We start from the raw sequence: 14374 nt of genomic DNA on the forward strand, positions 1-14374 counted from the left end.
ACCGCCCATTTCGATTGCATCGGCGCAACTATAAATTGCCCGGAGAAGCCCGCCAACGGGCGCCAGCGCAGGGGGAACGAGCGATGCGGAAGGTGCGGAAACTACTGCGGATCGGCCTGATCGGCGACCGCGACAGCCGGGTCACCGCGCACTGGGCCATTCCCCTGGCGCTGCAGCAGTCGCTGCTGCCCCATGCCGGCGCCCTGCGCCTGGAGTGGCTGGATACCGAACGGCTGGCCAACGGCCTGGCGCTGGATGCCTATTCCGGCTTCTGGTGCACCCCCGGCAGCCCCTACCGCAGCACCGAGGGCGCGCTGCGCGCCATCACCTACGCGCGCACCCGCGGCGTGCCCTACCTGGGCACCTGCGCCGGTTTCCAGCACGCGCTGCTGGAGCGCGCCCGCAACGTCCTGGGCTGGGACGACGCCGCCCACGGCGAGGTCGAACCCCGCGCGGCGCGGCCGGTGATCCACGCCCTGCCCTGCTCGCTGATCGAGGTGCGCGAGGACATCCGCCTGCAGCCCGGCTCGCGCCTGGCCAGCGTCTACGGCAAGCCGAGCATCCGCGAAGGTTATCGCTGCAGCTATGGCGTCAACCCGGATTACCAGGAGGCGCTGTTCGACAGCGGCCTGCACGCCACCGCCCACGGCGAGGACGGCAGCATCCGCGCCCTGGAGGCCAGCGACCATCCGTTCTTCGTCGCCACCCTGTTCCAACCCGAGCGCAAGGCCCTGGCCGGGGTCAGCGTGCCCCTGGCCGAAGCCTTCCTGCGCGCCGCCAACCAGTACGCCAGGAGCGCAGCATGATTGCCACGACGCCCGAGCCACCCTACTACGCGGTGATCTTCACCTCGCTGCGCACGCCGCTGGAAGCCGGTTACGGCGAGGCGGCCGAGCGCATGCTCGAACTGGCGGCGGAACAGCCGGGGTTCCTTGGGGTGGAGTCGGCGCGTGGAGAGGACGGGCTGGGTATCACGGTGTCGTACTGGCAGGACGAAGACAGCATTCGCCGGTGGCGGGAGAATGCCGAGCACAAGCTGGCGCGTGAAGGTGGGCGGCGGGATTGGTACGAACGCTTTCGCGTGCGGGTGGCGAGGGTCGAGCGAGCCTATGGGTTCGAACGCCACTGCCCGTAGGGCGCATAACGCCTACGGCGTTATCCGCCGTTTAGCCTTGATCCCCGGCGACTCCAGGGGAGACATGGGCGTTGGCCATGGCGTCGGTGTATCGGCGGATAACCGCGAACGGTTATTCGCCTTACGGATCCAGGGACGCACGGTCGTAGGATGGGGTGACCTGCGAAACCCATGCTGCCACGGCGATGGGTATCGCTTCGCTCAACACCATCCTACGAAAGACGCCGCCATGTAGGAGCGGACTCCGTCCGCGATTCGCTACAACCACCAGCGCAACAGGAAGAACACCCCCATGCTCAGCAGCACGCTGAGCAGCGTGTTGCGCGTCCACAGCACCAGCCCCACCGCCACCAGCGAGCCCAGCAGGTAGGGGTTGTCCGGGCGCAGGTTCAGCTGGTGCTCGGGCAGGAACACGATGGGCCCGCAGATGGCCGTGAGCATCCCCGGCACGGCGAAGCCGAGGAACTGCCGGACGTTGCTGCCCAGGCGGATGGGCAGGCGCGGTTCAAGGAACACGTAGCGGTTGAAGAAGACGATCAGCCCCATGCCGATGATCACGGCCCACACCATCATGCCGACCTCCCGCCGAACTTGTTGCAGACAAAGCCTGCGGTCATGCCCGCCAGGCCCGCGAGTACCAGGGCCGAGCCCAGTTGCCAGTAGCTGAACAGCACCGAGCAGAACAGCGACACCGCCACGCAGACCACCGTCGGCACGCTGCGCACCACCGGCGCGATCAGCGCCACGAAGGTGGCGGCCACGGAGAAGTCCAGGCCCAGGTGCTCCAGGCCCGGGATGCTGCTGCCCAGCAGCACGCCGGCCAGGGTGAAGAGGTTCCAGGCCACGTAGAAGGTCAGGCCCACGCCCAGAGCGTACCAGCGGTTGAAGGTCTCGCGGTCGTGCTGGCTGGTCAGGGCGAAGAACTCGTCGGTGAGCAGGAAGCCCAGGCCCAGGCGCCAGCGCCCGGGCAGTCCGGCGATCACCGGGCGCATGCTCATGCCGTAGAGCAGGTGCTGCGAGGTCAGCAGCAGCGTGGTGATCATGATCGAGAAGAACCCGGCGCCGCCCTTGAGCATGCCGATGGCCACCAGTTGCGCGGCGCCGGCGAAGACGATGGCCGACAGGCCCTGGCCGTGCAGCGGCGAGAGGCCGGCCTCGATGGCCAGCGAGCCGGCCAGCAGGCCCCAGGGCAGCACCGCGATGGACAGCGGCAGGATGGCGATGGCGCCCTTGAGGAAGGCGCGGGAGGGAAGCAGTTGTTCTGACATGGATGACGCTTTCGAGGCAGTAAGGCGCCCAGCTTGGCAGAAACCTTCGTCGCCCGCCTTGAACGTTCTTGCGCACTTGCCAGTGGCGCATTGGAAAGTGTTAGGCACTTTCCGCCTGGAGTAGATGAATTTTCCGACTGACCGTTCGTAGGCCGATACCTAGGATGGCTACAGCTCCCACTACCTCCTTGCGGTCCCTGTCGTGCGTATCTTCCTGCTGTCGTTGTTCTGCCTGTTTCCCCTGGCCACATCGGCCGACCTGCTGGACGCGCCGACCTGGCGCAGCTACCAGGCGCAGGAAGGCGCCCTGACGCAGTTCTTCAGCCCCGGCGCGCAGCCCGGCCTGAAGCCCGGCGCCCCGGACGGCGACATGCACCGCCTGCTGCAGAGCGCGCAGGAACTGGTGGGCACGCCGTACCGCTGGGGAGGTACCTCGGCGAAAACCGGCTTCGATTGCAGCGGCCTGCTGGTCTACCTGTTCCGCAAGGAGATCGGCCTGGAACTGCCGCGCACCACCCGTTCGATGATCCGCCAGAAGCACCGCCAGGTGCCGCGCCACGCGCTCAAGCCGGGGGATGCGGTGTTCTTCAGCCACAATGGCGGCGCGCGGGTCAGCCATGTCGGGCTGTACCTGGGCGACGACCGCTTCATTCACGCGCCGCGCAGCGGCAAGTCGGTGCGCATCGATTCGTTGAGCAACAATTATTGGGATCGTAATTTCACCACGGCGAGGCGGTTCAGGCACTGAAGTTCGCGGTTATCCGCCGATACACCGAGGCCACAGCCAACGCCCAGGCCAACCCCGGAGCCACCGGGAATCAAGGTCAAACGGCGGATAACGCCGTAGGCGTTATGCGCCCTACGCCAGACCCGACCTTGACGTAGGGCGTATAACCGTTCGCGGTTATCCGCCGAGACACCGGGGTCATGGCCAACGCCCAGATCAATCCCGGAGCCGCCGGGAACCGAGGCCAAACGGCGGATAACGCCATAGGCGTTATGCGCCCTACGGAGAGGGGCGGGGTCAATCGGCCTTGGCCGCCTTCTCGCCTTCGGTGGCGATCTGGCCGGCGTCCCAGCCGCCGCCCATGGCGGCTATCAGTTGCACGCTGGCCACCAGGCGGTTGCCATAGAGGCTCAGGACGTTGCGCTCGTTGGACAGCGCGGTGGTCTGGGTGGTGACCACGCTGTTGTAGTCCACGGTGCCGGCCTTGTACTGGTTGCTGGTCAGGCGCAGGGCTTCGCGGGCGGCGTCCAGGGCTTCGTTCTGCGCCCCGCTCTCCTCTTCCAGCACCTTGAGCTGGACCATGTAGTCCTCCACCTCGCGCATGCCATCGAGCACGGTCTGGCGGTAGCTGGCCACGGTCTGGTCGTAGCTGGCCTCGGCCTGTTCCACCTGGGAGGAAATCAGGCCGCCGTCGAACAGCGTCATGGCGAACTGCGGGCCGATGGACCAGTAGCGGTTGGGCGTCTCGATCCAGTCGTGGAAGCTGCCGCTGCGGTAGCCGCCGGCGGCGCTGAGGGTCAGGTCCGGGTACCAGGCGGCCTTGGCCACGCCGATCTTGGCGTTGGCCGAGATCACCTGGCGCTCGGCGGCGGCGATGTCCGGGCGCCGCTCCAGCAGCTGCGAGGGTACCAGCGCCGGGATCGCCGGCAGCTTCGGCACCTGGCCGGTGGCGGCCAGGCCGAAGTTGGCCGGGGCCTGGCCCACCAGCACGGCGATGGCGTGCTCCAGCTGCGCGCGCTGGTACTTGAGGTCGATGGCCTGGGCTTCGGTACTCTTGAGCTGGGTGCGCGCCTGGGCCACGTCGGCCTTGGTGACGATGCCGGCGTTGTACTGGTTGGTGGTCAGCTTGAGCGCGCGTTCGTAGGCCTCGACCGTGTCGTTGAGCAGCTTGATCTGCTGGTCCATGACGCGCAGCTGCAGGTAGTTCTGTGCCAGTTGCGACTGCAGCGACAGGCGCGAGGCGGCCAGGTCCGCGGCGCTGGCGTCGCGGCTGGCGGTGTCGGCTTCCAGCTGGCGGCGCAGCTTGCCCCACAGGTCCAGTTCCCAGCTCACGCCCAGGCTCGCGCTGTAGCTGTTGCTGATACCGCCGCTGCCGCCACTGCTGACCGTGGAGCCATCGGGCAGGCGCACGCTGCCGCTGCCACTGCCGCCCTGGCCGGAGCGGGTCTTGCCGACGTCGGCGCTGATGGTCGGGAAGAAGGAGGCGCGCGAGCCCTTCACCAGGGCGGCGGCCTGGCGGTAGGAGGCCTCGGACTGCGCCAGGGTCTGGTTGGCCTTGAGCAAGCGCTGCTGCAGGTCGTCCAGCACCGGGTCGGCGTACAGCGTCCACCACTGGCCGTGGCCCGCCAGGTCGGCCGGCTGCGCCAGGCGCCAGCCCTCGCCCTCCTTGAAGGCGGCCGGCACGCTCAGCTCGGGGCGCTGGTAGTCGGGGCCGACCGCGCAGCCGGCGAGCGCTGCGCACAGCGCCAGGGCGAGCAGGCTGCGGGATGGGTTCGGGCGGTTCATAGCGGAGTCTCCAGGGCGCCGTCGGTGCGCACGCCGCGCTTCTGGTTGACCCAGTGGCGCAGGCGGTCGAGGTAGAGGTAGACCACGGGGGTGGTGTAGAGGGTGAGCAACTGGCTGCCGATCAGGCCGCCGACGATGGTCATGCCCAGCGGGCGGCGCAGCGCGGCGTCGCCGCCGATGCCGAAGATCAGCGGCAGCGCGCCGAGGATGGCAGCCAGGGTGGTCATCATGATCGGCCGGAAGCGCTTCATGCAGGCTTCGAGGATGGCCTCGCGCGGCGACAGGCCGAGAGTGCGCTCGGCGTCCAGGGCGAAGTCGATCATCATGATGGCGTTCTTCTTGACGATGCCGATCAGCAGGATCACCCCGATCAGCGCGATCAGCGACAGCTCGGTGCGGAACAGCATCAGCGTCAGCAGCGCGCCCACCCCAGCCGAGGGCAGCGTGGAAAGGATGGTCAGCGGGTGCACATAGCTTTCGTAGAGGATGCCCAGGACGATGTAGACCGCCACCAGCGCCAGCAGGATCAGCCAGGGCATGTCGTTCTGGGTGTCCTGCACGGCGCCGGCGTTGCCTTCGAAGCTGGCCTGGATCTCCAGCGGCAGGTGCAGCGGCTCCAGGGCCGCCATCACCGCGTCGCGGGCCGGGCCGATGAGCGCGCCGGGAGCCAGGTTGAAGGAGAAGGTGGTAGCGGCGAACTGCCCCTGGTGGTTGACCGCCAGCGGCGCGCGGCTGGGCTCCACGTGGGTGAAGGCCGACAGCGGCACCTGCTGGCCGTCGGCGCCGATCACGTAGACCTGGCGCAGCTCTTCGGGGGTCTGCTGGAACGGCTGGTCCACCTCCATCACCACATGGTACTGGTTCAGCGGGTTGAAGATGGTCGACACCTGGCGCTGGCCGTAGGCGTTGTTCAGCACCGCGTCCACCGCCGCCACGTCGATGCCGAGGCTGGCCGCGCGATCGCGGTCGATCACCAGGCGGCTCTGCACGCCCTTGTCCTGGGCGTCGCTGTTGACGTCCACCAGTTGCGGGACCTTGTTCAGCACCGCCTCGACCTTCGGCGCCCAGTCGCGCAGCAGGGTGAGGTCGTCGCTGCGCAGGGTGAACTCGTACTGCGCGTTGCTCTGCCGGCCGCCGATGCGCACGTCCTGGCCGGCGGTGAGGTAGAGGTTGGCGCCGGGGATTTCCGCCAGCTTCTTGCGCAGCCGCGCGACTATGGCCTCGGCGGAGTCGCGCTCGGTGATGGGCTTGAGGGTGACGAAGAAGGAGCCGGTGTTGCTCGACTGCCACCTGCCGCCGCCGACGAAGCCGACCACGTTCTCCACCCCCGGGTCCCGGGAGAGAATGTTGCGGAACTCCGCCATCTTCTTGTCCAGGGCCTGGAAGGAAATGCTCTGGTCGGCCACCGCGAAACCGCGCAGGCGCCCGGAGTCCTGTTGCGGCAGGAAGCCCTTGGGCACGATGGCGAACAGGTAGAGGTTCAGCGCGATGCAGCCGAACATGATCACCACCATCAGCCGCGAGTGCTCCAGCGCCCAGGCGAGGCTGGCGCGGTAGCGCAGCATGAAGGCGACGAAGTAGCGGTTGCTCTGCCGCGCCACCGAGGCCTTTTGCGGCCGCTCGGCGCGACGCAGCAGGCGCGCGCAGAGCATGGGCGTGAGCGTCAGGGAAACCACCAGCGAAACCAGGATGGCCGCCGCCAGGGTCACCGAGAACTCGCGGAACAGCCGCCCGGTGATGCCGCCCATGAGCAGCAGCGGGATGAACACCGCCACCAGCGAGAGGGTCATCGACAGCACCGTGAAGCTCACCTCGCGGGCGCCGCGGATGGCCGCCCGGATCGGGTGGTCGCCCTCCTCGATGCGCCGGGCGATGTTCTCCACCACGACGATGGCGTCGTCCACCACGAAGCCGGTGGCGATGATCAGCGCCATCAGCGACAGGTTGTTCAGCGAGAAGCCGCACAGGTACATGACGGCGAAGGTGCCCACCAGCGACACCGGCACCGCCAGGCTGGGGATCAGCGTGGCGCGGCCGTTGCGCAGGAACAGGTAGACCACCAGGATCACCAGCAGCACCGAGATCACCAGGGTCAGCTCGGCCTCCTCCAGGGAGGAGCGGATCGACGGGCTGCGGTCGTCCATGACGCTGAGCTTGACCTGCGGGCCGAGCACGTCCTGGATGATCGGCAGCTGCGCGTGGATGGCGTCGGTGGCCTCGATGATGTTGGCGCCGGGCTGGCGGGTGACGATCAGCAGCACCGCCGGCAGGTTGTCGGAGAAGCCGGCGTTGCGCACGTCCTCCACCGAGTCGCTGACCTTGGCCACGTCGCGCAGGCGCACCGCGGCGTTGGTCTCGGCGTTGTAGTGGATGATCAGCGGCGCGTACTCGCTGGCCTTGCGCAGCTGGTCGTTGGCGTCCACCTGCCAGTGCCGCCCGCCGAACTCCAGGGCGCCCTTGGGCCCGGTGGCGTTGGTGTTGTCGATGGCGGTGCGCACCGTGTCCAGGGAAATGCCGTAGTGGCTGAGCTGGTCCGGGTTGACGTCCACCCGCACCGCCGGCAGCGAGGAGCCGCCGATGCTCACCTGGCCCACGCCCTTCACCTGGGACAGCTTGGGCGAGACGATGGTCGAGGCCAGGTCGTACATCTGCCCGCGGGTGTAGGTGTCCGAGGTCAGGGTGAGGATCATGATCGGCTGGTCCGACGGGTTCGCCTTGCGGTACGTCGGGTTGTTCGGCATGCCGGTGGGCAGCAGGCTCATGGCCGCGTTGATCGCCGACTGCACCTCGCGGGCGGCGCCGTCGATGTCCTTGGACAGGTCGAACTGGACGATGACGGTGGTGTTGCCCAGGGAACTGGTGGAGGTCATGTCGGTGACCCCGGCGATGCGCCCCAGCGAGCGCTCCAGCGGCGTGGCCACGGTGCTGGCCATGGTCTCCGGGCTGGCGCCGGGCAACGCCGCCTGCACCACGATGGTCGGGAAATCGACGTTGGGCAGCGGCGCCACCGGCAGCAGGCCGAAGGACAGCGCCCCGGCCAGCAGCAGCGCCAGGGTCAGCAGCAAGGTCGCCACCGGCCGCAGGATGAACGGGCGGGAGATGTTCATCAGCCCTGCTCCAGGCCTTCGTCGGGGCTGTTCACGTCCAGCCCGTGGCGCTTGCGCCAGTTGGCCCAGCGCAGCGCCAGGCGGTCGAAGTAGAGGTAGATCACCGGGGTGGTGAACAGCGTCAGCAGCTGGCTCAGCAGCAGGCCGCCGACCATGGTCACGCCCAGCGGCTGGCGCAGCTCGGCGCCGGCGCCGCCGGCGAGCATCAGCGGCAGCGCGCCCAGCAGCGCGGCCATGGTGGTCATCAGGATCGGCCGGAAGCGCAGCAGGCAGGCCTGGTAGATGGCCTCATGGGGCGGCTTGCCCTCGTTGCGTTCGGCGTCCAGGGCGAAGTCGATCATCATGATCGCGTTCTTCTTGACGATGCCGATCAGCAGGATGATGCCGATGATCGCCACGATGCCGATGTCCTGCCCGGCCAGCATCAGCGCCAGCAGCGCGCCCACGCCGGCCGAGGGCAGCGTGGAGAGGATGGTCACCGGGTGGATGAAGCTCTCGTAGAGGATGCCCAGCACGATGTACATGGTGACGATGGAGGCCAGCACCAGCAGCAGGGTGTTGGACAGCGACGCTTCGAAGGCCTCGGCGGCGCCACGGAAGCTGCCTTCCAGGCTGGCCGGCATCTGCATCTGCGCCTCGACGTCGCGGATGGCCTGCACCGCCTCGCCCAGGGCCACGCCCTTGGCCAGGTTGAAGGACAGCGTCGCCGAGGGGAACTGGGCGATGTGGTTGACCGCCAGCAGGGTGTGGCGCTCCTCCACCTTCGCCAGGCTCGACAGGCGCACCTGGGTGCCGTCGCTGGCCGGCACGTAGAGGTTCTCCAGCGACTGCGGGCCGAGCTGGAAGTCCGGCGCCACCTCCAGCACCACGCGGTACTGGGTGGCCTGGGTGAAGATGGTGGAGATCAGCCGCTGGCCGAAGGCGCTGTAGAGCACGCTGTCGATGCTCGACAGGCTCACGCCCAGGCGCGAGGCGGTGTCGCGGTCGATGTCGATGTAGGCCTGCAGGCCCTTGTCCTGCCAGTCGCTGGCCACGTCGGCCAATTGCGGCAGCTGCTGCAGGCGTTCCACCAGCTTCGGCACCCATTCGGCGAGCACCTCGGGGTCGGCGTCCTGCAGGGTGAACTGGTACTGGGTGCGGGCGATGCGGTCTTCGATGGTGAGGTCTTGCACCGGCTGCAGGTACAGCTTGATGCCGGCGACCTTGTCCAGTTCCGGCTGCAGGCGGCGGATCACCTCGCTGGCGGTGAGGTCGCGCTCGCTGTGGGGCTTGAGGTTGATCAGCATGCGCCCGGTGTTGAGGGTGGCGTTGCTGCCGTCGACGCCGATGAAGGACGACAGGCTCTCCACGTCCGGGTCGGCCAGGACCACCTTGGCCAGTTCCTGCTGGCGGCTGGCCATGGCCTGGAAGGAGATCGACTGCGGCGCCTCGGCGATGCCCTGGATCACCCCGGTGTCCTGTACCGGGAAGAAGCCCTTGGGCATGAACAGGTAGAGCGCGGCGGTCAGCAGCAGGGTGCCGATGGCCACCAGCAGGGTCAGCCCCTGGTGGCGCAGCACCACGCGCAGGGCGGCGGCGTAGCGCTCGATCATGCGTTCGATGAAGCGCCCGGCGGCGCGGGCGAAGCGGCCTTCCTGCTCCGGCTCGATGTGCTTGAGCAGCTTGGCGGCGAGCATCGGCGTGAGGGTCAGGGAGACGAAGCCGGAAATCAGGATGGCCACCGCCAGGGTCACGGCGAACTCGCGGAACAGCCGCCCGGCCACGTCGCCCATGAACAGCAGCGGGATGAGTACGGCGATCAGCGAGAAGGTCAGCGAGATGATGGTGAAGCCGATCTGCCTGGAGCCCTTGAGCGCCGCTTCCAGGGGGCTGTCGCCCTGCTCCAGGTAGCGGGCGATGTTCTCCACCATGACGATGGCGTCGTCCACCACGAAGCCGGTGGCGATGGTCAGCGCCATCAGCGTCAGGTTGTTGATGGAGAAGCCGGCCAGGTACATGACGCCGAAGGTGCCGATCAGCGACAGCGGCACGGCGAAGCTGGGGATCAGGGTGGCCGAGAGGTTGCGCAGGAACAGGAAGGTGACCATCACCACCAGGCACACGGCGAGGAACAGCTCGAACTGCACGTCGGCCACCGAGGCGCGGATGGTGGTGGTGCGGTCGGTGAGCACCGTGACTTCCAGGTTGCCCGGTAGGGTCGCCTGCAGCTGCGGCAGCATCTTCTTGACGCTGTCCACCACCTCGATGACGTTGGCCCCCGGCTGGCGCTGGATGTTCAGCACCACCGCCGGGGTGTCGTTGGCCCAGGCGGCCAGGCGCACGTTCTCGGCATCGTCCTCGACGCTGGCGACGTCGCGCACGCGCAGCGGCGAGCCGTTCTTGTAGGCGATGATCAGGTCGCGGTAGGCGTCGGCGGACTTGAGCTGGTCGTTGGCGTCGAGGGTCGAGGAGCGCGTCGGGCCGTCGAAGCTGCCCTTGGGCCCGTTGAGGTTGTTGCTGGTGATGGTGCTCTGCAGGTCTTCCAGGCTCAGCCCGGCGGCGGCCAGGGCCGCGGGGTTGGCGCGGATGCGCACGGCCGGGCGCTGGCCGCCGCTGATGCTGACCAGGCCGACGCCGGAGATCTGCGAGATTTTCTGCGCGAGGCGCGTATCGACCAGGTCCTGGATCTTCGGCAGCGGCATGTCCGGGGACATCACCGCCAGGGTCAGGATGGGCGCGTCGGCCGGGTTGACCTTGCTGTACACCGGCTGGTTGGGCAGGTCCTTGGGCAGCAGGCTCTGCGCGGTGTTGATCGCCGCCTGCACTTCCTGCTCGGCTACGTCCAGGTCGACCTGCAGGCTGAACTGCAGGGTGATCACCGAGGCGCCGCCGGAGCTGGTGGAGGACATCTCGTTGAGCCCGGGGATCTGCCCCAGCTGGTTCTCCAGCGGCGCGGTGACCGACGAAGTCATGATGTCCGGGCTGGCGCCGGGGTACAGGGTGACCACCTGGATGGTCGGGTAGTCCACCTCCGGCAGCGCCGAGATCGGCAGGAAGCGGTAGGCGATGATGCCAGACAGCAGGATCGCCACCATCAACAGCGTGGTGGCGACCGGCCGCAGGATGAACAGGCGCGACGGGTTCATTCGCTCTTACCGCTGTCCTGGGCTGGGGAGCCCGAGCCGAAGGGTTTCGGCGAGGCCGCCTCGCCCTCCTCGGTGGCGGCGGCGCGGGCCTGTTCGTCGCTGGCGACTATGTGCAGGAGGGTGCCGTCGCGCAGGCGGTCGGTGCCCTCCACCACCACGCGCTGGCCTTCCTTCAGGCCCTCGGTGATGACCACCCGCTCGTTCTCGCTGGTGCCCAGGCTGACTAGCTGGCGCTTGGCCTTGTTCCCGGCGTCGGCGATGTACACGTAGGTGCCGTCGTTGCCGCGCTGCACGGCGTTGGCCGGGATGGTCAGCACGCCATGCAGGGTCTCGGCGAGCAGCCGCACGTTGACGAACTGGTTGGGGAACAGCTTCTGGTCGGCGTTCTCGAAGACGGCCTTGAGCTTGACCGTGCCGGTGGTGGTGTCGATCTGGTTGTCGAGGGTCTTGAGCACGCCGCTGGCGAGGGTCAGGTTCTGGTTGCGGTCCAGCGCCTCCACCGGCACCGGCTGGCTGCCGGACAGCTGGCGGGCGACGGTGCCCAGCTGCTGCTGCGGCAGGCTGAACACCACGGAGATCGGCTTGACCTGGGTGATCACCACCAGCGGCGTGGTGTCGCCGGAGGTGACCAGGTTGCCGACGTCCACCTGGCGCAGGCCGACGCGGCCGGAGATGGGCGCGCGCACCTGGGTGAACTCGAGGTTGAGCTTGGCGTCGTCGACCTGGCCCTGGTTGGTGCGCAGGGTGCCTTCGTACTGGCGCACCAGCGCTTCCTGGGTGTCGAGGGTCTGCTTGGCGATGGAGTCCTCGGCGTACAGGCCCTTGTAGCGCGCCAGGTCGATCTGCGCGTTCTTCAGCTGCGCCTGGTTCTGCTGCAGGGTGCCCACCGCCTGGTCCAGCGCCGCCTGGAAGGGCCGCGGGTCGATCACCGCGAGGACGTCGCCGGCCTTGACCTGCTGGCCTTCCTGGAACGGCACCTTGACCAGTTGGCCGCTGACCCGCGCGCGCACGTTCACCGTGTTGTAGGCGGTGACGGTGCCCAGCGCGTGGTAGTGCACCGGCAGATCGCCCTTGGCCACCGGCGCCACGCTGACGGTGATGGCGGTGCCGCCACCCTGCCCGCCCGGCCCGCGCCCGGCCATGGCCGCCCCGCGAGCGCCGCGCCCGCCGCCGGCCTGGGGCTCCGGCGCCGAGCTGGTCTTGTGCAGCCACATGCTCAACCCCACCACGGCGGCGAAGACGGCGGCGGTGATCAGCCAGGGGCGCAGCTTGCGGAGTTTCGAGGGCGTTCCATTGCTTGGAGTCATAGCGGTCATCAGGCGGCCAAAGGTTTGGATGATAACGAGGCGCAAGGCAAAGCGCCGCATCCACGACGCGGCGCCCACACTTCTATACCTTCAGGGTCGAACGATAAGCACAGCAAGGCGCCGGGCAAAGCCTCTTTACCCGCTATTTACCTTTGTTTTACCGAGAGTTACGGCGCCCGGGCGAGGTTGCGCCGCAACTGTTGCCACAGCAGCAGGGCCAGGGCTGCTGCTCCCTGCGCAGCGCCAAAAACGAAGATGCCGCCCGGCCATTGGGCGGGGCGGCATCCGGGGCCTGCGGCAGCCGGGGCTGCGGCGGGCGATCAGCTCAGCGCGGCGACGGCGGCGGCGTAGTCGGGCTCGTCGGCGATCTCACCGACCAGTTGGCTGTGCAGCACCTGGTCGTTCTCGTCCAGCACCACTACGGCACGGGCGGCCAGGCCGGCCAGCGGGCCGCTGGCGATGGCCACGCCGTAGTTGGCCAGGAAGTCGGCGCCACGCATGGTCGACAGGTTGACCACGTTGTCCAGGCCTTCGGCGCCGCAGAAGCGCTTCTGGGCGAACGGCAGGTCGGCGGAGATGCACAGCACCACGGTGTTGGCCAGTTTGCTGGCCTCGACGTTGAACTTGCGCACGGAGGTGGCGCAGGTCGGGGTGTCGACGCTGGGGAAGATGTTCAGCACCTTGCGCTTGCCGGCGAAGTTCTCCAGGGTCACGTCGGCCAGGTCGCCGCCGACCAGCTTGAAGGCCGGGGCCTTTTCGCCTTTCTGCGGCAGTTTGCCGTCGACGTTGATCGGGGAGCCCTTGAGGGTGACTTGAGCCATTGCGGTATTCCTTCTATCGAGGGGATGGCCCCGCCGGAGAGGCCGGCGGGGCCGGGGATTTCGGGGCCGGGCGTCATCCTAGCATGAACTTGTCCGAGTGAATCTGTCGGGAATGACGGGGTAAGGTGAGGCGTATCAGGATGACTCAGGATTCTCCCCCCACTCCGAACAGCCCCCTCTCCCTCCGGGAGAGGGCTGGGGTGAGGGCAACGGACTCCGCCCGCACACCTCTGCCAAACCTCTACTCCGCTCCCCCTCCCTAACCCTCCCCCGCAAGCGTGAGAGGGAACCGTTCGGCATGAAGCGCAATCACCAGGCTCCCTGAACCACAATGCGCAAACCGCAGGCGAACGGCTCCAGGAAAGCACGGTCGTAGGAGCAACTGTCTTGCGGGCCGCACCGGGGCGCTCTTCGTAGGATGGGTTGAGCTTGCGAAACCCATGCGGTTGCGGTGATGGGTATCGCTTCGCTCAACACCATCCTACGAAAAGCCATGCTCACTCATGCGGCAGGAGCGGACTCCGTCCGCGATCGCCCCACCAGCCGCACCGGACCATCCGACGACACAGCCCCCTTGCGACGCTATCCTGCAACCACACCCTCAGGAGGCTCCATGCGACTGCTTCATCCCGCCCTGCTCCTCGCCCTCTCCCTCCCCGCTCTCGCCCAGACCGACGGCCCCTGCCAGGTCACCGCCGTCGCCAGCGGCGATCGCCTGACCTGCCGCCTGGCCGAGCGCAGCGTCGATGTGCGTCTGCGCGGCATCGAGGCGCCCAGGGCCGGCGAACCCTATGCCCAGGCTTCCCTGGACAACCTGCGGCGCCTGGCCGAGGGCCGCAGCGCCACCCTGGTGCTGCCGCGCGAGGAAGCCGCCGGTGCGCTCAGCGCCGCCGTATGGGTGGAGCCCGCGGACTGTCCGGGCTGCGGCCATACCCTGGACGTCGGCCGGGCGCAGCTTGCCGTGGGCATGGCGCGCTGGCGGGTGGACGATCCCCAGGGCGAGGAAGAGCGCGCCCAGTACAACTTCGAGGAACAGGAAGCGAAGGCGCGCAAGGTCGGCCTGTGGCGGCCGGCGCGCACGCCCTGAAAGCACGAAGCC

The 14374-nt window shown here is 68.2% G+C and carries 11 protein-coding genes; 4 read left to right on the forward strand and 7 right to left on the reverse strand.

The window, feature by feature from the left end:
• The first annotated feature begins 83 nt into the window (after positions 1-83).
• Positions 84-806 carry a CTP synthase C-terminal region-related (seleno)protein gene (locus PcP3B5_RS15775; RefSeq protein WP_061561816.1) on the forward strand — a complete coding sequence of 241 codons (723 nt, stop codon included), beginning with the start codon at positions 84-86 and terminating at the stop codon, positions 804-806.
• On the forward strand, positions 803-1135 hold the full coding sequence (locus PcP3B5_RS15780) for an antibiotic biosynthesis monooxygenase family protein (protein WP_061561817.1): 333 nt from the start codon (positions 803-805) through the stop codon (positions 1133-1135). The genes PcP3B5_RS15775 and PcP3B5_RS15780 overlap by 4 nt, the downstream gene beginning before the upstream one ends.
• A gap of 258 nt (positions 1136-1393) precedes the next feature.
• On the opposite strand, the gene PcP3B5_RS15785 is transcribed toward PcP3B5_RS15780, so the two are convergent.
• Together PcP3B5_RS15785 and PcP3B5_RS15790 are read right to left on the reverse strand one after the other, a co-directional pair.
• Entirely contained in the window at positions 1394-1708 is a 315-nt protein-coding gene (locus PcP3B5_RS15785) for an AzlD domain-containing protein (protein WP_058489844.1), read from the reverse strand.
• Positions 1705-2403 carry an AzlC family ABC transporter permease gene (locus PcP3B5_RS15790; protein ID WP_043272892.1) on the reverse strand — a complete coding sequence of 233 codons (699 nt, stop codon included), beginning with the start codon at positions 2401-2403 and terminating at the stop codon, positions 1705-1707. Before PcP3B5_RS15790 ends, PcP3B5_RS15785 begins: the two co-directional genes overlap by 4 nt.
• A 202-nt stretch (positions 2404-2605) precedes the next feature.
• On the opposite strand from PcP3B5_RS15790, the gene PcP3B5_RS15795 reads away from it, so the two are divergent.
• Positions 2606-3151, forward strand: coding sequence for a C40 family peptidase (locus PcP3B5_RS15795; RefSeq protein ID WP_237143040.1), 546 nt, complete (start codon positions 2606-2608; stop codon positions 3149-3151).
• Between the two features lie 276 nt (positions 3152-3427).
• Here the strand turns inward: PcP3B5_RS15795 and PcP3B5_RS15800 are convergent, their stop codons facing one another.
• The 5 genes from PcP3B5_RS15800 to tpx form a co-directional block, all read right to left on the reverse strand.
• Positions 3428-4915: an efflux transporter outer membrane subunit gene (locus tag PcP3B5_RS15800; RefSeq protein ID WP_043316708.1), complete on the reverse strand. Its 1488-nt coding sequence runs from the start codon at positions 4913-4915 to the stop codon at positions 3428-3430.
• On the reverse strand, positions 4912-8022 hold the full coding sequence (locus PcP3B5_RS15805; RefSeq protein ID WP_061561818.1) for a multidrug efflux RND transporter permease subunit: 3111 nt from the start codon (positions 8020-8022) through the stop codon (positions 4912-4914). The genes PcP3B5_RS15800 and PcP3B5_RS15805 overlap by 4 nt, the downstream gene beginning before the upstream one ends.
• Positions 8022-11147 carry an MdtB/MuxB family multidrug efflux RND transporter permease subunit gene (locus tag PcP3B5_RS15810; RefSeq protein WP_061561819.1) on the reverse strand — a complete coding sequence of 1042 codons (3126 nt, stop codon included), beginning with the start codon at positions 11145-11147 and terminating at the stop codon, positions 8022-8024. The genes PcP3B5_RS15805 and PcP3B5_RS15810 overlap by 1 nt, the downstream gene beginning before the upstream one ends.
• A complete protein-coding gene (locus tag PcP3B5_RS15815) occupies positions 11144-12454 on the reverse strand; it encodes an MdtA/MuxA family multidrug efflux RND transporter periplasmic adaptor subunit (RefSeq protein WP_024128895.1) in 1311 nt (436 codons plus the stop codon). Before PcP3B5_RS15815 ends, PcP3B5_RS15810 begins: the two co-directional genes overlap by 4 nt.
• Positions 12455-12774: 320 nt before the next feature.
• Positions 12775-13275 (reverse strand): thiol peroxidase, encoded by a 501-nt coding sequence (gene tpx / locus PcP3B5_RS15820; protein ID WP_058070891.1) that lies wholly within the window; start codon positions 13273-13275, stop codon positions 12775-12777.
• A 613-nt stretch (positions 13276-13888) separates the two neighbouring features.
• On the opposite strand from tpx, the gene PcP3B5_RS15825 reads away from it, so the two are divergent.
• The gene (locus tag PcP3B5_RS15825; protein ID WP_061561820.1) at positions 13889-14362 is read left to right on the forward strand and encodes a thermonuclease family protein; all 474 of its coding nucleotides are present in this window, start codon (positions 13889-13891) and stop codon (positions 14360-14362) included.
• The last annotated feature ends 12 nt before the right edge of the window (positions 14363-14374 follow it).

It is taken from the genome of Pseudomonas citronellolis, from assembly GCF_001586155.1.
GTDB lineage: Bacteria > Pseudomonadota > Gammaproteobacteria > Pseudomonadales > Pseudomonadaceae > Pseudomonas > Pseudomonas citronellolis.